At 75.3% G+C, this 21,463-nt stretch carries 17 protein-coding genes; 7 read left to right on the forward strand and 10 right to left on the reverse strand.

The genetic code is table 11. From position 1 onward, the window contains the following. Positions 1-351 precede the first annotated feature (351 nt). The 3 genes from GA0070604_RS22840 to GA0070604_RS22850 all read left to right on the forward strand — a co-directional run bounded on the left by GA0070604_RS22840 (position 352) and on the right by GA0070604_RS22850 (position 5,260). The gene (locus GA0070604_RS22840; RefSeq protein WP_091122235.1) at positions 352-1,401 is read left to right on the forward strand and encodes an AAA family ATPase; all 1,050 of its coding nucleotides are present in this window, start codon (positions 352-354) and stop codon (positions 1,399-1,401) included. Position 1,402: 1 nt separating this feature from the next. Then, complete coding sequence (locus GA0070604_RS22845) at positions 1,403-2,701, forward strand: DUF58 domain-containing protein (RefSeq protein ID WP_091127344.1); 1,299 nt, start codon at positions 1,403-1,405, stop codon at positions 2,699-2,701. A gap of 96 nt (positions 2,702-2,797) precedes the next feature. Then, a complete protein-coding gene (locus tag GA0070604_RS22850) occupies positions 2,798-5,260 on the forward strand; it encodes a transglutaminase TgpA family protein (RefSeq protein ID WP_091122239.1) in 2,463 nt (820 codons plus the stop codon). A gap of 271 nt (positions 5,261-5,531) precedes the next feature. Here the strand turns inward: GA0070604_RS22850 and GA0070604_RS22855 are convergent, their stop codons facing one another. From GA0070604_RS22855 to GA0070604_RS32725, 5 genes are all read right to left on the reverse strand, one after another. Next, entirely contained in the window at positions 5,532-5,924 is a 393-nt protein-coding gene (locus tag GA0070604_RS22855; protein WP_091122243.1) for a DUF3040 domain-containing protein, read from the reverse strand. A gap of 115 nt (positions 5,925-6,039) precedes the next feature. After that, positions 6,040-7,299 carry a DNA polymerase IV gene (locus tag GA0070604_RS22860; RefSeq protein WP_091122246.1) on the reverse strand — a complete coding sequence of 420 codons (1,260 nt, stop codon included), beginning with the start codon at positions 7,297-7,299 and terminating at the stop codon, positions 6,040-6,042. Between the two features lie 42 nt (positions 7,300-7,341). Beyond that, on the reverse strand, positions 7,342-8,505 hold the full coding sequence (locus GA0070604_RS22865; protein WP_091122250.1) for an alkaline phosphatase family protein: 1,164 nt from the start codon (positions 8,503-8,505) through the stop codon (positions 7,342-7,344). Then, positions 8,502-9,251, reverse strand: a complete 750-nt coding sequence (locus tag GA0070604_RS22870; RefSeq protein ID WP_208602151.1) for a methyltransferase domain-containing protein — start codon at positions 9,249-9,251, stop codon at positions 8,502-8,504. Before GA0070604_RS22870 ends, GA0070604_RS22865 begins: the two co-directional genes overlap by 4 nt. A 13-nt stretch (positions 9,252-9,264) precedes the next feature. Beyond that, on the reverse strand, positions 9,265-9,441 hold the full coding sequence (locus tag GA0070604_RS32725) for a hypothetical protein (protein WP_167363561.1): 177 nt from the start codon (positions 9,439-9,441) through the stop codon (positions 9,265-9,267). 185 nt (positions 9,442-9,626) lie between these two features. Between GA0070604_RS32725 and GA0070604_RS22875 the strand changes: the two genes are divergently transcribed. Further along, on the forward strand, positions 9,627-10,346 hold the full coding sequence (locus GA0070604_RS22875; RefSeq protein WP_091122318.1) for a sulfite exporter TauE/SafE family protein: 720 nt from the start codon (positions 9,627-9,629) through the stop codon (positions 10,344-10,346). Positions 10,347-10,377: 31 nt separating this feature from the next. On the opposite strand, the gene GA0070604_RS22880 is transcribed toward GA0070604_RS22875, so the two are convergent. The 4 genes from GA0070604_RS22880 to GA0070604_RS22895 all read right to left on the reverse strand — a co-directional run bounded on the left by GA0070604_RS22880 (position 10,378) and on the right by GA0070604_RS22895 (position 17,003). Beyond that, positions 10,378-13,734, reverse strand: coding sequence for an error-prone DNA polymerase (locus GA0070604_RS22880; RefSeq protein ID WP_091122321.1), 3,357 nt, complete (start codon positions 13,732-13,734; stop codon positions 10,378-10,380). Positions 13,735-13,929: 195 nt separating this feature from the next. Then, entirely contained in the window at positions 13,930-15,570 is a 1,641-nt protein-coding gene (locus GA0070604_RS22885; RefSeq protein ID WP_091122323.1) for a DNA polymerase Y family protein, read from the reverse strand. 22 nt (positions 15,571-15,592) lie between these two features. Then, complete coding sequence (locus tag GA0070604_RS22890) at positions 15,593-16,357, reverse strand: hypothetical protein (protein WP_091122326.1); 765 nt, start codon at positions 16,355-16,357, stop codon at positions 15,593-15,595. 148 nt (positions 16,358-16,505) lie between these two features. Beyond that, the gene (locus tag GA0070604_RS22895) at positions 16,506-17,003 is read right to left on the reverse strand and encodes an SAV_6107 family HEPN domain-containing protein (RefSeq protein ID WP_091122330.1); all 498 of its coding nucleotides are present in this window, start codon (positions 17,001-17,003) and stop codon (positions 16,506-16,508) included. 504 nt (positions 17,004-17,507) lie between these two features. Between GA0070604_RS22895 and GA0070604_RS22900 the strand changes: the two genes are divergently transcribed. Genes GA0070604_RS22900 through GA0070604_RS22910 form a run of 3 tightly spaced genes read left to right on the forward strand, consistent with a single transcriptional unit; the run spans position 17,508 to position 20,238 of the window. Beyond that, positions 17,508-18,905, forward strand: a complete 1,398-nt coding sequence (locus GA0070604_RS22900) for a ferredoxin reductase family protein (RefSeq protein ID WP_244162050.1) — start codon at positions 17,508-17,510, stop codon at positions 18,903-18,905. A 26-nt stretch (positions 18,906-18,931) separates the two neighbouring features. Continuing rightward, positions 18,932-19,411, forward strand: coding sequence for an FMN-binding protein (locus GA0070604_RS22905; protein ID WP_091122335.1), 480 nt, complete (start codon positions 18,932-18,934; stop codon positions 19,409-19,411). A gap of 14 nt (positions 19,412-19,425) precedes the next feature. Further along, a complete protein-coding gene (locus tag GA0070604_RS22910) occupies positions 19,426-20,238 on the forward strand; it encodes an FAD:protein FMN transferase (RefSeq protein WP_208602152.1) in 813 nt (270 codons plus the stop codon). On the opposite strand, the gene GA0070604_RS22915 is transcribed toward GA0070604_RS22910, so the two are convergent. After that, complete coding sequence (locus GA0070604_RS22915; RefSeq protein ID WP_091122339.1) at positions 20,220-21,410, reverse strand: FAD-dependent monooxygenase; 1,191 nt, start codon at positions 21,408-21,410, stop codon at positions 20,220-20,222. The genes GA0070604_RS22910 and GA0070604_RS22915 overlap by 19 nt on opposite strands. Positions 21,411-21,463 lie beyond the last annotated feature (53 nt).

Consider the following 21,463-nt stretch of genomic DNA (forward strand, 5'->3'; position numbering starts at 1 on the left):
CTGCGGGCACAAAAAAGCCCCTCGCGCAGGAGGGGCTGCCGTGCTGTCGCGCGCTCAGCGCATCAGCACGGCTCGGTAAGAAGCAGGAACACTCCGGCCATGACCCGCAGTGTACTCCCCCCGCCCGACGGTCATCCGGCCCGCTCCATCGAGCGGGACATTCCCCCGGTCCGGGGAATATTCCCGGCGTAAGCGACGGACCGGCTGCGGGGGTCGGCGGGGACGACAAACATGGTTAGCCTGAGAGGCCAGTGAGATTTCTGCGGCAAACGAGGCTCGGCGTCGCGAACCCAACGGCGGGTCCAGGTGCTCTTAATCAGAGCTGCCGTCCAGGCGACGAGGAGGAGGCCCGTGACACAACAGACCTGGGACGAGGTGGGCGGTCTGCTGCCGCACGACGAGTTCCGCGCCGCCAGCGAGGCCATCGTGGCCAACATCGAGCAGGTCATCGAGGGCAAGACGGCCACCGTCCGGCTCGCCCTGGCCGTGCTGCTCGCCGAGGGGCACCTGCTGATCGAGGACGTGCCCGGCGTCGGCAAGACCAAGCTCGCCAAGGCCCTCGCGCGCTCGATCGACTGCTCGGTCCGTCGGATCCAGTTCACCCCCGACCTGCTGCCCAGCGATGTCACCGGGGTCAGCGTCTACAACCAGGAGACGCACGACTTCGAGTTCCGCCCGGGCGCGGTCTTCGCCAACCTGGTGGTCGGCGACGAGATCAACCGGGCCTCGCCGAAGACCCAGTCCGCCCTGCTCGAATGCATGGAGGAGCGTCAGGTCACCGTCGACGGCGTCACCTACCAGCTACAGACCCCGTTCATGGTGATCGCGACGCAGAACCCGATCGAGATGGAGGGGACGTACCCGCTGCCGGAGGCGCAGCGCGACCGGTTCACCGCCCGGATCGCGATGGGCTACCCGGACGCGGGGGCCGAGCTGGCCATGCTGGACGGTCACGGCGCCACCGACCCGCTCCACGAGCTGCGCCCGGTCTCCGACGCGGCGACCGTCCGCCAGCTCATCGGTCACGTCCGGCAGGTGCACGTCGCCGACCCGGTCAAGCAGTACGCCATCGACCTGGTCACCGCCACCCGCGAGGCACCCGACCTGCGGCTCGGCGCGTCCCCGCGGGCCACCCTGCAGCTGCTGCGCACCGCCCGCGCGGTGGCCGCCCTGGAGGGGCGGGACTACGTCCTCCCGGACGACCTGCAGGCCCTCGCGGTGCCGGTGCTGGCGCACCGGATCATCCCGACCGCCGACGCGCAGCTGGCCCGCCGCACCACCGACGCGATCGTCGCCGAGCTGGTGCACCGGCTGCCGGTGCCGAACGACCGCAAGCGCTCCTCGTACGACAACCGGGCCGGCGGCAGCGGTCGTGGCCCGTTCGAGCCGCGGAGGCCGTGAGGTGCGCGACGGGCTGCGCGGGCTGACCACCCGCGGCCGCTCCTTCCTGGCGGCCGCGGTCGCCGCCGTCCTCTCCGCCGCCATCCTTGGCGAGAAGGACCTGCTCCGGGTGGCCGTCCTGCTCGCCATCCTGCCGCTGCTCGCGGCGGCCTACGTGGGCCGCAGCCGCTACAAGCTCGCCTGCAACCGCTCGCTGGAGCCGCACCGGGTGCCGGTCGGGGCCAGCTCCCGGGTGGTGCTGCGCCTGCAGAACCTGTCCCGGCTGCCCACCGGCACCCTGCTGCTGGAGGACCGGCTGCCGTACGCGCTGGGCAGCCGGCCCCGGGTGGTGCTGGAACGCCTCGGCGCGCACCAGGCCAGCTCGGTGGCGTACACCGTCCGGGCCGACGTGCGCGGCCGGTACGAGGTGGGCCCGCTGGTGATCCGCCTGACCGACCCGTTCGGGCTCTGCGAGCTCAGCCGCGCCTTCCCCAGCGTCGACCACCTCACGGTCATCCCGCAGGTCACCCCGTTGCCGCCGGTCCGCCTCCCCGGCGAGTACGCCGGCAGCGGCGACAGCCGGGCCCGCTCGGTCGCGGTGCACGGCGAGGACGACGCCGCCACCCGGGAGTACCGGGTGGGCGACGACCTGCGCCGGGTGCACTGGAAGTCGACGGCCCGCACCGGCGAGCTGATGGTGCGCCGGGAGGAGCAGCCCTGGGAGAGCCGGGCCACGGTCGTCCTGGACACCCGCGCCGCCGGGCATCGCGGTGACGGGCCGACGGCCAGCTTCGAATGGGCGGTCTCGGCCGCCGCCAGCATCGCCGTGCACCTGCGCCAGGCCGGCTACAAGCTGCGCCTGGTCACCGGCTCCGGTGTGGACGTGGACGCCACCGAGGCGGCCGGCGAGGGGCTGTTCCTCGATCACCTCGCCGACGTACGCCTGGCGCAGCGCGGTGAGATCACCACCCTGGTGCAGCAGGTCCGGCAGCGGTCCGACGGCGGGATGATCATCGCGTTGTTCGGCGCGCTGAGCACCGCCGAGGCGGAACTGCTGGCCGGCCTGCGCGGCAACGGCGCGACCTGCGTCGGTTTCCTGCTCGACAGCACCACCTGGCAGAACCTGCCGCCGAAGGCCCGGGCCGAGGCGGAACGCGCGCACGGCACGGCCGCGCTCGCCCTGTTGCAAGCCGGATGGCGGGTGATCGGCGTGGCGCACGGCAACCGGCTGCCCATGCTCTGGCCGCAGGCGGCCCGGGGCTCGCAGGGCTTCGCGCTACGGGCGGCCCTGGCCGAGACGGTGGCCGGAGGCGTGCGATGACCGAAAGGGCGGACTCGTGAGCGAGCGGAGCGAGCGAACCATTTGGCTCTGCACCGGGGCGCGTCGCGCCGTCGGAGAGCGAAGCGAGGCGGCGGCGTGAGCGCGCACCGCAACCTCGGCTTCGTCGCCGCGGCGGCGACCCTGCTGGCCGCGGCGCCGTTGTCGGCGATCTTCCAGCACTGGACGTGGCTGATCGAGGCGGCCATCGTGGTCGCCCTGGTGGCCGGCGCCGCCGCGCTGAGCCGGCTGGCCCGGGCACCCCTGTGGGGCCAGATCATCGCCATGCTCGCCGGCCTCATGCTGGGCCTGACCTGGGTCTTCCCGAGCGGCACCGAGCTGCTGACGTTCCTGCCCACCCCGGGCACCTTCGCCCGCTTCGGCGAGCTGCTCGGCGCGTCCATGCAGGACATGCGCACGTACGGCGTGAAGGTGAAGGACGTCGACTCGCTGCTCTTCCTCGCCGTGCTGGGCATCGGCGTCGTGGCGGTGGTGGTGGACGTGCTCACCGTCGGGCTGCGCCGGCCGGCACTGGCCGGGCTGCCGATGCTGGCCATCTACTCGGTGCCGGTGGCGGTCTACGTCGACACCGTCCCGGCCACCCCGTTCGTGGTGGGCGCCTGCGGCTACCTGTGGCTGCTGGTCACCGACAACGTCGACCGGGTACGCCGGTTCGGCCGCCGGTTCACCGGCGAGGGTCGCGACGTCGACGTCTGGGAGGCGTCACCGCTGGCTGCGGCGGGTCGCCGGCTCGCCGTGGTCGGGGTGGCCCTCGCGGTGGCGCTGCCGCTGGCCGTGCCCGGGATGACCGGCGGGCTGCTGGACACGATGGGCGACTCGACCGGCAACGGCAACGGCCGGTCCGGCCAGGGCGGCAGTCCCGGCCGGGTCAACCTGTTCGCCGCGCTCAGCGGCCAGCTCACCCGGAACGAGGTGACCGAGCTGGTCAGGGTCACCACCAACGAGCCCACACCGTTCTACCTGCGCTTCGGAGTGGCCGACGAGCTGAGCCCGAGCGGCTTCCGGGACCGCGTACCCAGCGGGCAGCCGGTGAACCGGGACCTGCCGGACCCGTCAGCGCGAGTTGGCAACGGCGTCGAACAGCACCGCTACCGGGCCACGGTCGAGGTGAAGCACCTCGACATGCCGCTGCTGCCGGTCTACGCCGAGCCGGTGAAGACCGAGAACCTCGGCGGCAACTGGCGCTACGACCCGAGTCTCCAGATCATCTTCTCCAACCGCGAGAACTCGCGGGGCAAGCGGTACTCGTTCGACTACGTACGCTCGACGTACAGCCCCTCGACGCTGCGCGCGGCGCCCTCCCTGCCGGCCGACGACCCGGTGCTGCGCCAGCAGGCCGTTCCGCCGCCGATCCGCGCGGTCAACGAGCTGGTTGACCGGCTGATCAAGGGCAAGCAGAACGACTACGACAAGGTCCGGGCGATCTACGACTACTTCTCGGTGGAGAACGGGTTCAGGTACTCGCTCTCCACCCGTGGTGGCACCAGCGGCGAGGACATCACCGATTTCCTCGACACCAAGGTGGGCTTCTGCCAGCAGTACGCCGCCTCGATGGCCTGGCTGGTCCGGGCCGCCGGTATCCGGGCCCGGGTGGCCTTCGGCTTCACCAACGGCAGCAACTCCGGCGGCACCTATGTGCTGACCAACAAGAACCTGCACGCCTGGACGGAGGTCTACTTCGACAGCATCGGCTGGGTGCCGTTCGACGCCACCCCGGCGGCCGGCGTGCCGGGCTCGGTCCGGTCGGCCTGGGCCCCGGACGCCGACGCCCCGGACGAGATCGCCCCGTCGGCCGGAGGCACCACCGCCCCGGGTGGGGTGGACCCCTCGGCCGGCCCGAACGGCCGGGACCGGCTCGACAAGGACGCCGACCAGGGTCTCTCCCTGGGCGACAGCGGCCCCACCGAACAGCCGCCGGTCTGGCCGTGGTGGGCGGCCGGCCTGGTCGCTCTGCTGGCGCTGCTCGCGGCGCCGGCGCTGCGGCGGTCCGCGCTGCGCCGACGCCGCCGGGCCTCGGCTCCGGCACCGGCGGCCACCGCGTTGACCAGCATCCCCGGCTCGCGTGGTGAGGTACGCGACATCGTGGTCGAGGTGGACCCTGATCGGGCCCGCGCGGACGCGCACGCCGCCTGGGACGAGCTGTTGGACACCCTGGTCGACTTCCAGGTCCGCGTCGACGGGACGGAGACCCCCCGGACGACCGCCGAACGGCTGGCCCGGGAGGCGCTGTCCGAGGACGCCGGGGCGGTCGACGGGGTCCGGCTGCTCGGCCGGGCCGAGGAGCGGGCCCGCTACGCCCGTGACCCGCTGACCGGCGAGGCACTGCACCCGGCGCTGCGGGCGGTACGCGGGGCGCTCGCCAGCCGGGCGGACCGGCGTACCCGGATCATGGCGGCCCTGCTGCCGCCCTCGGTGCTGCTGCGCTGGCGGACCGCAACGACGGAACGCTCGGCCCGCCTGGTCGCCGGCGGCGGGCGGCTGCGCCAGCGGCTGCTGCGCTGGAACCCGCGGCGCCTGCTGGCGGGCCGGCCGGCCCGCTGACCGGTCCCCGCCCGCCGGCGCTCCCCCGCCGGCGGGCGGGGATCACCATGCCATTCCACCCATGATCCACTCCGGGTGCAGCACATGGGTGCATCCGGTCTCCGGGAGACCACAACTTGCCGCATCCCGCGTCGACCCCACCGGACCGGGCGGCCGGATGGGTCAGCTGCGGGTGCGGTGCCGCTGGTCGGGCGGCACGAAGAAGCGACCACGCTCGCCGGACTGTTCCGGCGACACGCCGTCGCGCACGCCCCTCAACGGCGGGACGTGGTCAGCGGTGCCCCTCCGGGCGCTGCCGCCACCGATCCTCCATCCGGTCGAGGAACGAACCCCGCCGGCCCGTCCGACCCCGGGGACGACGGCTTGTCGTGCCGCCGACCACGTGCAGGTCGGGCGACTGGGATCGCCGGTGCGACTGCACCGCGTAGCCCAGTGAGGCCAGCATGACGACGAAGCCCGCCACGGCCAGCGGAGGCGTCTTGATCACGGCACCGTAGATCAACAGTGCCAGACCAGCGATGACCACGCCGGCAGCGACGAGCACGCGACGCCGCGCGTGGAAACGCGGGTCGCTGGCGCGCACGGCCGAGGCGAACTTGGGGTCCTCGGCAAGCGACCGCTCGATCTGCTCGAACAGCCGCTGCTCGTGCTCCGAGAGCGGCACAGCACTCCTCCCCGGTCACGTTGGTCGGCCCGGTCGGGCCGACAGACCGTGGCAGCCAGCCGGCTGCTTACCCGCAAGTCTACGAGGGGGCTCGCGCGTCGGAAAGCGGGACGACCTATGGCCCGCTCGGTTTTTCGACCCGTCGTGGATCACGCTTCCCGAGCAGACTGGCCGGACCTATGACGGACCGCCCGAATCGGGCGGCCGCAGCGTCCGCCGCCGCCTCCGCCTCCCGCCAGCCGCGCTCCGGCGCGCCGAGAGTGAGTTGGCGCGGCGTCTCCTGGGCGGCGCCCAGCCCCTCCAGGCGTACGCCGACCAGGCGGACCGGCTCACCGGGGGCGAGCGCGGTCCACAGGGCCCACGCCGTGTCGAACATCTCCCGTGCGGTGTCGGTGGGCACGGTGAGGGTGCGGGACCGGCTGACCGTGCGGAAATCGGCCAGCCGGACCTTGAGCGACACGGTGCGCCCCACCTGGCCGGCCGCGCGCAGCCGGGTGCCGACCTTCTCGGCCAGCGCCAGCAGGGCGCGGCGGATCTCCGCCGGGTCGGTGACATCGGTGTCGAAGGTGACCTCGGCGCCGATCGACTTCTCCACCTGCTCCGGGGAGACCCGGCGCGGGTCCCGCCCCCAGGCCAGCTCGTGCAGGTGGGTCGCGGCCGCCTCGCCGACCGCCCGGCGGAGCAGGCCGACCGGTGCCTCGGCCAGCTCGCCCACGGTGTTCAGGCCGAGCCGGCGCAGCGCCTCCGCGGAGCGCTCCCCCACGCCCCACAGCGCCGCCACCGGCAGCGGGTGCAGGAAGTCCAGGACCCGGGCGGCGGGCACCACGAGCATGCCGTCCGGCTTGGCCCGGGTGGAGCCGAGCTTGGCCACGAACTTGCTCGGCGCCACGCCGACCGAACAGGTGATCCCCTGTTCCTCGGCGACCCGGCGGCGGATCAGCCGGGCGATCCGGGACGGGGAACCGAAGAGCCGGCGGGCGCCGGCCACGTCGAGGAACGCCTCGTCCAGGGAGAGCGGCTCGACCAGCGGGGTGACGTCCCGGAAGATCCGCATCACCGACCGGGAGGCCGCCGAGTAGCGCGCGAAATCCGGTGGCAGGTAGACCGCGTGCGGGCAGAGCGCCCGGGCGCGGGCGGTGGGCATGGCGCTGCGGACGCCGTACCGGCGGGCCTCGTAGCTGGCCGAGCTGACCACGCCGCGCGGCCCGATCCCGCCCACCACGACCGGCCGGCCGCGCAGCTCGGGCCGGTGGCGCACCTCGACGGAGGCGAAGAAGGCGTCCATGTCGACGTGCAGGATCGGGCAGCCGGTGTCGTCGGCGTCCGGCCCGAAGCGCGGATCACCGCCCCGGGGCAACGACTGGCTGCGGCCCATTCCGGCAGGCTAACCGCCCGGTCCGACAGTCCGGCCGGCCGGTCAGCCGCGAACGACCAGGAGCGGGATGGTCATCTCGGCCGCGGTGTCCGCGCCGTGGTACGCCACCAGCCGGGACTCGATCGGCCGCTCCGAACGGGTGGCGACCACCGCGTACGTGTCCCGGCAGACCACCACCACGTCGCCGATCCGGCGCAGGTGCTCCTCGGGCACCGGCCCGAACCAGCCGGTGGCCACCGCCTCGTCCCGGGTCATCACCCGGGCGGCGCCGTCGAGCACGGCCGACCAGGCGGCCACCACGTCGGCGGTGGCCCCCGGCTCGACGTGCAGGTAACGCACCCGGGGCTCGCCGGCGACCACCCGCACCCCGGCGCGTAGCCGGGGATCGGTGTCCAGGTCGATCCGGTGCTCGTCCGGCACGTTGAGCTGACCGTGATCGGCGGTGACCAGCAGCGCGGCGTCCGACGGCAGCCCGTCGACCAGCCGGATGAGCAGCCGGTCCACCTCGGCGGCGGCGAGCCGCCAGGGCGCCGAGTCGACGCCGCTCAGGTGCCCGTGCCGGTCCAGGTCGGGGTGGTAGCCGGAGACCAGGACCGGCCCGGCGCCGGCCACGAGCGCGCTACGCAGCTCCCCGGCCAGCTCGTCGACGCCGGAGGCGCCCCGGTAGTCGCCGCCCCGGTTCGCGGCCAGGGTCAGGCCGCTGCCGTCGTACTCGGGACGGCTGACCACGGTGACCGCGACCCCGGCGGCACGCGCCCGCTCGTACCAGGTCGGGACGGGCTGCCAGCGCAGCGGTTCCGGGTCGCCGATCCAGTCGATGTGGCTGAGTACCCGGTCGGTGTCGGGGACCCGGACCTTGAAGCCGAGCACGCCGTGCGCGCCGGAGGGCGTGCCGGTGCCGAGGGTGACCAGGCTGGTCGGGGTGGTGGAGGGGAAGCCGGAGGTGAGCGGGGCGCCGACGGTGGCGGCCAGGCCGGCCAGGGTCGGGGCGTACGGGGCGGCGGTGGGGATCTGGTACCAGCCGAGCCCGTCGACCAGCAGCACGGCGATCCGGCGTACCCCGGCCAGCCGGGGCCCCAGGCCGAGCAGGTCGGCCGCGCCGGGCACGCCGAGCACCGCGAGGGCGCTGGGCAGGACGTCGGCGAGGCTGCCGCCGCCGTAGCGGGGCGCGACCGCCGCGAACGGATCGACCGGCGGGCCGGTCATGCCGGGCGGCGGGCGAACAGGTGCAGCTGGGCGGCGAGGTCCCGGTACGGCGGCCGGGCCGCCAGGGCCCGTTCCAGCTCGACCAGGGCGGCCGGCTGACCGTCCGCCACCGCGGCCGGGAGCAGATCGGCGAGCACGCGTACGCCGTGGATCTCCTCGACGGCGAGCCCGGCGGCGGTGAGCAGCGCCGCGGCGTCGTCGGCGTCGTACCGCCGGCGCAGGGTGTCCCGGGGGCCGGCGCTGCCGTTCGGGTCGGCGGCCAGCGCGGCGGCGACGTCGAGGTGCCCGTTCATCGCCCGGGCCAGCACGGCGGCCGCCCGGCCAGCGACCAGGACACTGGCCGCGCCACCGGGACGCAGAGCGGCGACCAGCGCGGCGGCCACCGGGGCGGGATCGTCGACCACCTCCAGCACGGAGTGGCACAGCACCAGGTCGACGGTGGCCGGCTCGACCAGCCCGGCGAGCGCGTCACCGTCGCCCTGGATCGCGCGTACCCGGGCGGCGACCCCGGCCTCGGCGGCCCGGCGGGTCAGCGCGGCGAGCGCGTCGGGGCTGGCGTCGACCACGGTGACCCGGTGGCCGGCCTCGGCGAGCGGGACGGCGAAACCGCCGGTCCCGCCGCCGACATCGAGCACGGTGAGCTGCTCGCCGGCCCGCCGGTCCAGCTCGGCCCGGAGCACCGCCCAGACCACGGCGGTACGAGGGGTCAGGGTTCGGGTCTGCTCCACTCCGCCGAGCCTAGTCACCGGGCCGCCCGGGTCAGGACTCGCCACCTCCGGCCGGGTCCTCCTCGGCGCGGGAGCGGTGGGCGTTGGCCACCGGCCCGTCGGTCACCGGGTACTCGTGCGCCTCGGTGTCGTGCACCGGCACCCAGTCCGCACCGAGCCGGGTCCTGCGGGCATTGGCGACGCCACGATAGGTGTTGCTCCCCGTCATCGTTATCCACCTTCTTCATTCCCGCGTGGGCCACTCTGCCCACGCTGGCGGACGGTATCTCCGGCCCGTCGGTCTGTGGAACGCGGGTGTGACCAACAACATGCCCACCGCCGGCTCGGTGTGGCGAAGATCTCCGCGACGTGGGCCTGCGGCGGGCTCCCCGTCGACCCGATCAGGCTGGCCCGATGGTCGTCCTGCTCAGCGCCTTCGGCATCGTGCTGCTCGGGGCGTTCGCCCAGGCGGTCAGCGGCTTCGGGTACGCGTTGCTGACCGTGCCGCTGCTTACCGCCGCGATCGACCCCCGCAGCGCGGTCGTGCTCTCGGCGTTGACCGGCATCGGGCTGACCCTCACCACGGCCGTCCGGGAGCGCGCGTACGCCCGGTGGCGGATGGCGGCCGCGCTCAACGTGACCGCGCTGCTCGGTCTGCCGGCCGGCCTGCTGGTGCTCGCGTACGCGCCGGAGTGGCTGCTCAGCGTGCTGATCGCGGTGGTGGTGCTGGGCTGCGTGGCGCTGGTCGGCAGCCGCGCCCGGATCCGCACCGGCCGGCTCGGACTCGGCGCGGTCGGCGTGCTCGTCGGCGTGCTCACGGCCGCCACCGGCACCAACGGGCCGCCACTGGTCGCCGCGTTCCATTCGCTCGGCTACGACCCGCGCACCTTCCGGGCCACGCTGGCGGCGACGTTCTCCGGCACCGGGCTGATCGGGCTGGCCGGATTCCTGCTCGCCGGTCAGGTGCACGCCGAGCTGGTGTGGATCTCACTCGCGGCGCTGCCCGCCGTGCCGCTCGGCTGGTGGCTGGGGAACCGGCTGTTCCACCGGATCGCCCCGGTGGTGTTCCGCCGGATCGTGCTGTTCGGGCTGCTCGGCAGCGCCGGCGCCGCGCTGGCCTCGCTGGCCGGGTGAGCCGCCACCCACCCGGCCCCGGCGCGCCCCATCACCGGAAGTCGCGGGAGGCCGGGGTGACCGGCGGGTCGATCGCGTCCAGCCGGTCCGCGACGAGGCTGGTGACGCCCTCGTGCCGGTGCAGCCGGCCCCGCACCACCAGCGCCGCGCTGGTGCGGGCCACCCGCCGGTAGCGCTGCCACAGCCCCGGCGAGCAGGTGACGTTGAGCATGCCGGTCTCGTCCTCCAGGTTGAGGAAGGTCACCCCACCCGCGGTCGCCGGCCGCTGCCGGTGGGTGACGATCCCGCCGACCCGGATCCGCCGACCCGGCTCCACCCGGCCGAGCCGGTCGATCGGCACCGCGCCCAGGGCGTCCAGCCGGTCCCGGACGAACCGGGCCGGGTGGCTCTCCGGGGACAGGCCGGTGGCCCAGACGTCGGCGACGAGGCGGTCCACCGCCTCCATCCCGGGCAGGGTGGGCGGGGCCGCGCCGGGCACCGTGCCGGGCAGCCGGCCCGGCCGGTCCTGGGCCGCCGCGCCGGCGGCCCAGAGGGCCTGCCGCCGGGTCAGCCCGAAGCAGGCGAAGGCGTCCGCGGTGGCCAACGCCTCCAGCTGCGCGGCGGTCAGGCCGACCCGCCGGGCCAGGTCCGGCATGTCCCGGTACGCCCCGTGCGCCGTCCGCTCCGCCTCGATCCGCTCGGCCACGTCGTCACCGAGGGTGCGTACGCCGCCCAGCCCGAGCCGGACCGCCGGACCGCCCAGCCCCCAGGCGTGCGGTGGCTCCCCCGGTTGGCTCCCCCACCGGGTTTCCGGGGTGGACTCCAGCACCGCCCTGGCGCCGCTGGCGTTGATGTCCGGCCGGCGTACCTCGACGCCGTGCCGGCGGGCGTCGTCGACCAGGGTCTGCGGCGAGTAGAAGCCCATCGGCTGGGCGTTGAGCAGGGCGGCCAGGAACGGGCCCGGGTGGTAGCGCTTGAGCCAGGAACTGGCGTACACCAGGTAGGCGAAGCTCATCGCGTGGCTCTCCGGGAAGCCGTAGCTGGCGAACGCGGTGAGCTTGCGGTAGACGTCGTCGGCCAGCTCGCCGGTGATGCCCCGCTCGGCCATCCCGGTGTAGAGCCGGTCGGCGATCTGCGCCATCCGCTCCACCGAGCGCTTCGCCCCCATCGCCCGGCGCAACTGGTCGGCCTCGGCCGCGTCGAAGCCGGCCAGATCGATGGCGAGCTGCATGAGCTGCTCCTGGAACAGCGGCACGCCGAGGGTCTTCTCCAACGCGTTGCGCATCAGCGGGTGCGGGAACGTCACCGGCTCCTGGCCGTTGCGGCGCCGGATGTACGGGTGCACCGAGCCGCCCTGGATCGGGCCGGGCCGGATCAGCGCCACCTCCACCACCAGGTCGTAGAACTCGCGGGGCTTGAGCCGGGGCAGGGTGGCCATCTGGGCGCGGCTCTCCACCTGGAACACCCCGACCGAGTCGGCCCGGCAGAGCATGGCGTAGACCTCGGGATCGTCCAGGGCCATGTCCCCCAGGTCGAGCGTGGACCCGATCATGTCGTAGCCGTAGTGCAGCGCGGAGAGCATGCCGAGGCCGAGCAGGTCGAACTTGACCAGCCCGACGGCGGCGCAGTCGTCCTTGTCCCACTGGAGGACGCTACGGCCGGGCATCCGCCCCCACTCCACCGGGCAGACCTCGATCACCGGCCGGTCGCAGATCACCATGCCGCCGGAGTGGATGCCCAGGTGCCGGGGGAACCTCTGCAACTCGTTGGCGTACGTGACGACCTCCTCGGGGATGTCCGCCACGTCCACCGTGGCGACCGAGCCCCAGCGGTCGATCTGCTTGCTCCAGGCGTCCTGCTGCCCGGGTGAGAAGCCGAACGCCCTGGCCACGTCCCGCACCGCCGACCGCGGCCGGTACGAGATGACGTTGGCGACCTGGGCGGTGTGCTCCCGGCCGTACCGGGCGTAGACGTGCTGGATCACCTCCTCCCGGCGGTCGGACTCGATGTCCACGTCGATGTCGGGTGGGCCGTCGCGTTCCGGGGCCAGGAAGCGCTCGAAGAGCAGCCGGTGCCGGACCGCGTCCACGTTGGTGATCCGCAGCGCGTAACAGACCGCCGAGTTGGCCGCCGAGCCCCGCCCCTGGCAGTAGATGTCCTGCTCCCGGCAGAACGCGACGATGTCGTAGACCACCAGGAAGTAGCCGGGGAAGCCCAGGTCGGCGATCATCCGCAGCTCGTGCTCCAGCTGCGCGTACGCCTCCGGGTGCGCCTCGGGCGGACCGTAGCGTTCCCGGGCGCCGTCCATGGTCAGCTTGCGCAACCAGCTCATCTCGGTGTGCCCCGGCGGCACCGGGTACGCCGGCAGCCGCGGCGCGACCAGTTGCAGGTCGAAGGCGAGTTCCCTGCCGAACTCGGCGGCCCGCGCCACCGCCCCCGGGTACGCGGCGAACCGCGCCGCCATCTCCGCGCCGCTGCGCAGGTGCGCGGTGCCGGCGGCGGGCAGCCAGCCGTCGAGCTCGTCCAGGCTGCGCCGGGCGCGGACCGCGGCCAGGGTGGTGGCCAACCGACGGCGCCCCGGGGTGGCGTAGTGCACGTTGTTCGTGGCGACCGTGGGCAGCCCCGCCGCGGCGGCCAGCTCGGCCAGGGCGTCGTTGCGGTCGGCGTCGACCGGGTGGCCGTGATCGGTCAGCTCCACCGCCACCGTCTCCGGACCGAAGAGCGTGGTGAGCCGGTCCAGCTCCCGGGCGGCGGCGTCGACACCCTCGGTGAGCAGGGCACCGGGCACGTGCCCCTTGCGGCAGCCGGTGAGCACCAGCACGTGGTCGCGCAGCTCGGCGGCGACCTCCTCCAGCTCGCCGTAGACCGGGCGGCCCTTCTCGCCGCCGCGCAGCTGGGCGCGGGAGATGGTGGCGGCGAGGCGGGCGTACCCCTCGTGTCCGTGGGCGAGCACCAGCAGGTGCGACCCGTGCGGGTCGGGCTCGCCGTTCTGCGGGCCGGGCAGCCCGAGGGAGAGCTCCGCGCCGAAGACCGTCGGCAGATGCAGCGCGCGGGCCGCCTCGGCGAAGCGCACCACGCCGTAGAAGCCGTCGTGGTCGGTGACGGCGAGCGCGGTGAGCCCCAGCCGAACCGCCTCCTCGGCCAGCTCCTCGGGGTGGCTGGCGCCGTCGAGGAAGCTGAAGTTGGAGTGGGCGTGCAGCTCCGCGTAGGGCACCGGGGCGTCCGGGCGGGGCAGCTCGGGCGGCTCGTACTGCTCCCGCTTGCGGTTCCAGGCCGGGGAGTCGCCGCCGTCGGCGTCCACCGCGAGCGGGTCCACCACGTGCAGGTGCCGCTCGTCCCGGGACCGCCCCCGGCCGGAGAGCACCTGCTCCAGCTCCGACCAGGGCATGTTCGGGTTGTGGAAACTCACCGACCCACCGCCCGGCCTTTCGCCCCGGCCGCTCGGCTGTGGGCCAGCGCCGGACGGCGGGTGACTGTTGGTCGCCTACGAACTTGATGACGTGGGTGAATCAGCGGGCCGGAGACGGGCGGCGATCCAGCTACGTCATCAAGTTCGTAGCGTCCGACGGGTCGAGTCCGGCTCGGCGTGTCCGCTCCTCCTCGCTCAGTCATAGATCGCCTCCACCAGCCATTGGCCGGCCTCGACGGCGAGCAGTAGGGCGGCCCCGTCGGCGAGGCAGACCTGGAACCGGGCCCGACGCCGGGCCTCGGCCGGTGCCCACCAGCGCTCGTCCACCGGCCACGGGCCGGCCCAGCCGACGATCTCGGCCGGCCGGCCGGTGCCGACGACCAGCCGCGCGGGCGCGGCGCTCACCGCCAGCCGGGCGCTGACCCCGACCGGCTCACCGGCGGCGTCGTGCACGGCGGCGAGGAGCGGGGTCGGCAGCACCACGGCCGGCGCGGGCGGCGGTAGCCGCCCCGGCCACGGCGGAACCGCCGCCACCCCACCCGACCGCACCACCCCAGCCTGCGGGGCCGCCTCGTCCGTTGAGCCGGCGGGCAGCGGCGGTGGGCCGGGGCGGGCGGGCAGCCGTTCGTCGCCCCACGGAACCAGACGCACCTGGTCGGCCGGGGAACGCCCGCCACCGAGCACGGCGGTGACCACCGCCTCGGGGCCGAGGATGCCCTGCACCCGGCTCAGCGCGCGGTGCGCCCGCTCCCGCTCCTCCCCGGTCTCCCCCCACAGCCCGGGTTGCAGGCCGGCCTGGGCGAGCACCCCGTCCGGCACCAGCCGCAACCGGATGATCCCGGCGGTGGGGCGGGCCGGGCGGGTGCCGCCCCGGCCGGTGCCGCCGGAGAGCCACCCGTCCAACTGCCAGCGGACCCGGTCGGCGATGGCCACGGCGGTGAGCAGGCCGTCGTGCCGCCAGACCCGGTGCAGTTCCTGCCCGTGCGCGGTGACCGCCTCGATGCCGAGCCGGGTGCAGGCCAGCCCGTACGCGGCGAGCCGCTCGTGCAGCTGCTCGGCCAGCGCCCGGGCGGCGAACGCCGCGGCGTCGACCCGGTCGAGCGGGTCGTCGTACCCGGCGGTGACCGCCAGGTCGGCCGGCGGCTGTCGGACCGCGAGCGGCCGGTGGTCCCGACCGGCGGCGAGCCGGTGGGCCAGCGCCCCGTCGAAGCCGAACCGGGCCAGCACGTCGCCGCCGGGCAACGCGGCGAAGTCACCGAGGGTACGCACCCCGAGCCGACGCAGCAGGTCGGCCAGGGCGGGCCGGCCGAGCGCCTCGACGGGCAGCGCGGCCAGGAACTCCGGGGTCCCGCCGGGCGGCACGATCCGCCCTTCCCGGGCGGCCAGCCCGGCGGCGAAGACCCCGTCGGCGATCCCGACCTGGCTCTCCACCGCGCAGCTCTGGGCGACGTGCTCGACGATCCGCTCGGCTGCCGCCTCCTCCCCGCCGAGGTAGCGGGTCGGCCCCCGGGCGGCCAACGCGCAGGCCCCGGGGCGGATCACCTCCACCCCGACGGCCACCTCCTCGACGGCGGCCACCACCGGCTCGAACGCCCGGGCGTCCCGGCCCGGGTCGTGGTCGACGACGGTGAGCTGCGGGCAGCGCCCCTGCGCCTCCCGCTTGCGCAGCCCCCGGCGTACGCCCTCGGCGCGGGCCCGCTCGGAACAGGCGACCACCCGGTTGGCGTGCAGCACCGCGACCGGCCCGGTGGCGGGCACCCCGTCGACGATCTCGGCGGCGAGGACCGGCCAGTCCGGGCACCAGAGCAGCAGGGTCCGCACCGGCGTACCGCTCATGCGGCCACCTCGCTCCGCTCACTCATGCCGGGCCGACCACGGTGCGGGACCGGGCAGCCGGGGCGGACGACGCCACCACCCGGAGCCGGGGTGGGACGGCGCGGGCGGCGGCGCCGGCCGCCCGGGGGATGACGCGGGTCAACTCGTCGCCGGGCAACCAGACCTTGATCTCCTTGGGGCGGGCGGCCGCGCCCCGCCCGCGCGCCGAGACGGTCACCTCTCGCCGGCGCAGCCGCCCCCGGCCCGGCCCGAGCCCCTCCCAGACCCCCCGGACCACCCGCAGCGTGACGTCCGCGCCGTCCCACCGGCCGTACGGGACGAGCACGCTGCCGCGCTGCCGGGCCCGGGCGGCCAGCCGGTCGGCGACGGAGGCGGAGACCGTGGCCGGTACGGCGGTGACCACCACGTCGACGCCGTCGATGAGCGCGGCGACGACGGTGGGCCACTCGGGCCCGGGATGCGGCACCAGGGCGAGCCGGTCCAGGGCGATCCCGGCCTCGGCCGCCGCACCGGCTCCGAAGGTGGGCACCCCGACCACGGCGCACCACGAGCCGGCCCGGGACGCCTCGGCGAGCAGGGCGAGGATCAGCGACGTCCCGCCGCTGTGCCGGGGCTGCCCCGCGCCGACCGCGATGGTGCTGCCGCGTCGCAGCCCACGGTGGGGCAGCAGCCCGGTCAGCTCGGGCCGGACGGGTAGCACCCGGTGGCCGCCCGCCGGGTCGGGCGCGCTCGCCGGCCGTACCAGCTCGGCCAGTGCGGCGGAACCAACCACCATGCGGCCCGCCATCCGGACCTACCCCCCTGTCGGGTGTCGCCCACGGGTACCGATCCGTGGTGCTGCTGCTGAATTTCCGCGTGCGGCGGCCGCCGCCGGATCGGGCACGACACGTCCGGCCACCCGCCTCCCCGCCGGGTGGCCGGACGTCGTCGCCCGGTCAGGCGGCGGCCGCTCCGGGTCGCGGCGTGATGTCAGACGCGCCGCGTCGGAGTGACGGAAACAGACCGCCGAGCGGCGGTTGCAGGCCGAGGGCGGTCTCCACCACGGCCACGAACTGCTCGGCGGCGCGGAGCAGGTCGTCGGCCTCCCGGGCGGTGACCACCCGGGGGATGCCGGCCTCGGCGGCGGCCCGCTTACCCGCCCCGGCGGCGAAGTAGCCGGCCCACTCGTCGAGCTCGGGGGCGACGGCGGCGAGCAGGACCCAGACGCTGGTGATCCGGCTGCGTCGGGCGGGCGTGGGGCGGGCCCGGGCGGCGAGCAGGGCGGCGGCGGCGCGCAGCGCCGCGAGGTGGGCGGCGGCGTACCGGAGGCCGTCGGGGCGGGTCCGGGCCGCCTCGGCCAGCCCGTGGCGGGCCACCACGAGCAGTTGGGCGGGGGTGCGGTGCGGCAGCACGTGCGCGGGCACCGTCGGTGCCTGGGCCGGACTGGTCGACATGGTCTCTCCTCCGCATGGGCCGGGGCGGGTGGTGCGGAGGAAGACGCACCGGGTGGGGCCGGCCGGGTGTGGACGCTTCCCCACACCACACCCGGCCGGCGTACCGGCGGGTCCGTCGCCCGCCGCCCGGGGGTCGTGGGCGGCGGGCGACGATCCTGCCTGACGGGCCCGGACTCGCGACTGTCCGGAGCCCCGGTGCGGTCCGCGGAACCGCACCGGCTCGGGAGCCGGCGCCGCGAAACACCGCTCCCGACGTTGGAACGAGCGTACGACTGAATCGAACACTCGTTCTAACTACCCTGACAGTACACCCCTCCCCCGACGAAAATGCAACGTGTGCCCCGGCCGGCGCGCCGATCCGCCGTCCGGCCGGCGAGTCGGCGGCGACACCCCACCGGCCGGAGGATTCTCAGGTGGCGCACAGCATCGGCAAAGCCAACGCCGAGTTCCCCGGCCCAGGGTGGACGCCATGAACGCCGCCAGCCGTACCGAGGGGACCGCCCGGTGACCGCCGCCGTCGCCGACCAGCGGGCCGTACGCCGCGCCCGGCCGGTGGCTCCCGCCTGGTGGACCGACGTTGCCGGCAGCGCCGCGGTGCTCAGCCTGCTGGCCGTCACCGCCCTCTGGACCGCCGACCGGGGAGTGCAGGAGCTGCTGGCCGGCCCCGCCACCGGTCTCACCTCGCTCGGCCGGCTCGCCGGCCTGGTCAGCGCCGACCTGATGCTCGTCCAGGTGGCGCTGATGGCCCGGGTGCCGCTGGTCGAGCGGAGCTTCGGCCAGGACCGGATCGCCCGCTGGCACCGGCTGGCCGGCTTCACCTCCGTCAACCTGCTCCTCGCCCACGTGGCACTGACCACCCTCGGGTACGCCGGCACCGCCCGGCAGGGCGTGCTGGCCGAGACCTGGGACCTGGTCGTCACGTACCCCGGGATGCTGCTGGCCACCGCGGCGCTGGCACTGCTGGTGCTGGTGGCGGTGACCTCGGTCCGGGCGGCCCGGCGCCGGCTGCGCTACGAGTCCTGGCACCTGCTGCACCTGTACGCGTACCTCGGCGTCGCGCTGGCGCTGCCGCACCAGCTCTGGACCGGCGCCGACTTCGTCGGCTCGGCGGCCGCCCGCGCCTACTGGTGGACGGTCTACCTGCTGACGCTGGCCAGCGTGCTGGTCTACCGGCTCGGGCTGCCCGCCTGGCGCTCGCTGCGGCACCGGGTCGAGGTGGCCGCGGTGGTCCCCGAGGCCCCCGGGATCACCTCGGTCTGGCTGCGCGGACGCGACCTGCACCGGCTGCCCGTCCGGGCCGGGCAGTTCCTCCTCTGGCGGTTCCTGGACGGTCCCGGCTGGTCCCGGGCGCACCCGTACTCGCTGTCGGCGCCGCCGAACCGGGACCTGATGCGGATCACCGTCAAGGACCTCGGCGACGGCAGCGCCCGGGTGGCCACGCTGCGCCCCGGCACGAGGGTGCTGGTCGAGGGCCCGTACGGGCGGCTGACCGGGGAGCGCTGGCGCGGCGGCGGGATCACCATGTTCGCCTGCGGGGTCGGGATCACCCCGCTGCTGGCGCTGCTCTGGGAGCTGCCGTACGCCCCGGGGCAGGCGGTGCTGCTCTACCGCGCGCGTACCCCCGAGGACCTGGCCTTCCGGGCGGAGTTGGACCGGCTCGCCGCGGAACGCGGGCTGGTCGTGCACCACCTGGTCGGCCCGCGGGCGCGGCGCCCGTCCTGGCTGCCGGCGTACGCCGAGGGGATGTCCGACGCGGAGGCCCTGCGCCGGCTCTCCCCCGGTGTCGCCGCGCACGACGTCTTCCTCTGCGGCCCGGACGGCTGGGTCGACGCCGCCCGCGCCGCCGCCCGCGCCGCCGGGGTCCCCGACGCGCACGTCCATCACGAAAGCTTCGCCTGGTGACAGGCACGAACCCACAAGGAGGATCCGTGCGCCGGATCACCCTCTGGCTGCTCTCCACCGTGGCCGTCGTGGTGCTGCTGTTCAGCTACAAGACCAGCACCATGGGTCCGGGCGGGGAGACCAGCGCGATCGCCGACGGCTCGGCCGGCAGTTCCTGGACCGGCACGGGCGACGGCTCCACCGCAGGCTCCACCGGGTCGGGCCCGTCGGGCGGGCCGTCCAACGGCGACGGCACGGCCACCGGGTCGGTGGCGCAGACCCGGTGGGGGCCGGTGCAGGTGAAGATCACCGTCTCCGGCGGGAGGATCACCGACGTCCGCGCCGTGCAGGTGCCGGACGGCAACCGCCGGGACCGGGAGATCAACGACTACGCGGTGCCGATCCTGGGGCAGGAGGCACTGGCCGCGCAGAGCGCCCGGATCGACACCGTCTCCGGCGCGACCGTCACCAGTGACGGCTACCGCGAGTCCCTCCAGTCCGCGATCGACGCGGCGCACCTGAAGTGAGCGGGGTGGCGGCGATGAACCTGGCGACGGAGCCGGACCGGCGGGCCTGGGTGGTGCAGGTGATGGGGCTGCCGGTCAGCGTGCACCTGCGTGGGCCCGGGGTGCGCACCGACGCGGTGGCGGAACGGGTGGAGCAGGTCTTCGCCGAGCTGGGCGAGATGGACGCGGTGTTCAGCACGTACCGGCCGGAGAGCGTGCTGGGCCGGCTCGGCGGCGCGCTGCCCGACCCGGCCACCGCCGAGCCGGTGGTGCGCGAGGTGGTGACGCTCTGCGAGCTGGCCCGGACCCGTACCGGCGGATGGTTCGACGCCCGGCGGCTGCCGCTGCCCGGCGGCGGCCTCGGCTTCGACCCGTCCGGGCTGGTCAAGGGGTGGGCGGTGGAGCGGGCCGCGCGGTGGCTGACCGACCTGCCCGACCACGACCTCTGCCTCAACGCCGGCGGGGACGTGCTGCTGCGCACCGCGCCGGGCCGGCCGGCCTGGCGGGTCGGGATCGAGGACCCCGGCCACCCCGAGCGGCTGCTCGACGTCGTCGAGCGGGCGCACGGCGCGGTCGCCACCTCGGGCACCGCGCGGCGCGGCGCGCACATCACCGACCCGCGCGCGGGCCGGCCCGCCGAGGCCGTCCGGTCGGTCACCGTGGTCGGCCCCGAGCTGCTCTGGGCCGACGTGTACGCGACCGCGGCCGTCGCCCGTGGCGCGGACGCGCTCGACTGGCTGGCCACCCTGGACGGGTACGCGGCCCTGCTGGTGGACGCCGCCGGCCGGGTCCGGGCCACCCCTGACTGGCCCGGCTCCCGGCCAGCCGTTCAGACCCGGGCGAGGTAGTCGGGCAGGCCGGCATCGGTGGCCAGCGCGCCCGTGCCGCGGACCATCATCGCCTGGACCGGCCGGGTGGCCAGCAGCCGGTCGCGCAGCCACAGGCCCCACCCGCTGGCCGGGGCGAGGAAGTGGCCGGGGTTGGCGCCGCGCTGCCAGCGGGACGCGTACCCGCGCATCCGCCGCTCGTACGCGGGCAGCGCCACCCGGGGATCCCCGCCGGCCAGGGCCAGCTCGCCGGCGAGCGCGTACGCCCCGACGACGCCGGTGCCGACCCCCATCCCGCCGAGGGTCACCCCCCACGCCGCGTCGCCGAGCAGCACGCTCCGATCGGTGTGCCAGCGGGGTACGCGGACCCGCGCGATGGCGTCGAAGTAGAGCTCCGGCACGGCGCGCAGGCCGGCCAGCAGGTGCGGCACGTGCCAGCCCAGCCCGGCGAAGGCGTCGGTGATCAGCGCCTTCTGCCGGTCGAGGTCGAGCCGGTCGTGATCCTGCCGGGGCGAGGCGAAGACGACGAGGGCGCCCGCCCGGTCCGGGTCGCGCTGGTCGGCGGAGACGCTGGCCATCCGCCCGGGCACGTTGTACTGCCGGGGGACGACGTCGAAGCCGCGGTCGTTGGGCAGGTCCCAGCCGGCCAGGTGGTAGCCGAGGTGGGTGACGTACGCGGACTCCGGGCCGAGCACGAGCCGGCGTACGCCGGAGTGCATCCCGTCCGCGCCGACCACCAGGTCGACGGTGCGGGAGCCGGCCCGGGCGAGGTCGACGTGCACCCCGTCGGCGGCCTCGGTGAGCGCGACGATCCGGTCCCCGAACAGGTACTCGACCCGGTCGGCGCCGCGCTCGTACAGGATCCGGGACAGGTCCCGGCGGCGGACCTCCAGCTCTCCGCCGGCGAACTCGGCCGGCAGTCGGAAGAGCTCCCGGCCGTGCTCGTCCACCCGGCTCATCGCGCCGGCGTGGGTCTGCACCGCGCGCAGTTCGTCGAGCACGCCCATGGCGGCCAGCACGCCGAGGTGGGTCGGCCCCCGGAAGTCGACGGCGAAGCCGCTGGTCCGCAGGGCGGGGGCGACCTCGACGACGGTGACCTCGGCCCCGTAGCGGGCCAGCCACCAGGCCACCGCCGGGCCGGCGACCCCGGCGCCGGAGACGAGCACGCGTGTACCGCGCAGCGGAAGAGACATGATTTCCCCCGATCAAAAACTGTGTCCGTCGGATACAGAGTACGATAGACACA

It is taken from the genome of Micromonospora eburnea, from assembly GCF_900090225.1.
GTDB classification, from domain to species: Bacteria; Actinomycetota; Actinomycetes; order Mycobacteriales; family Micromonosporaceae; genus Micromonospora; species Micromonospora eburnea.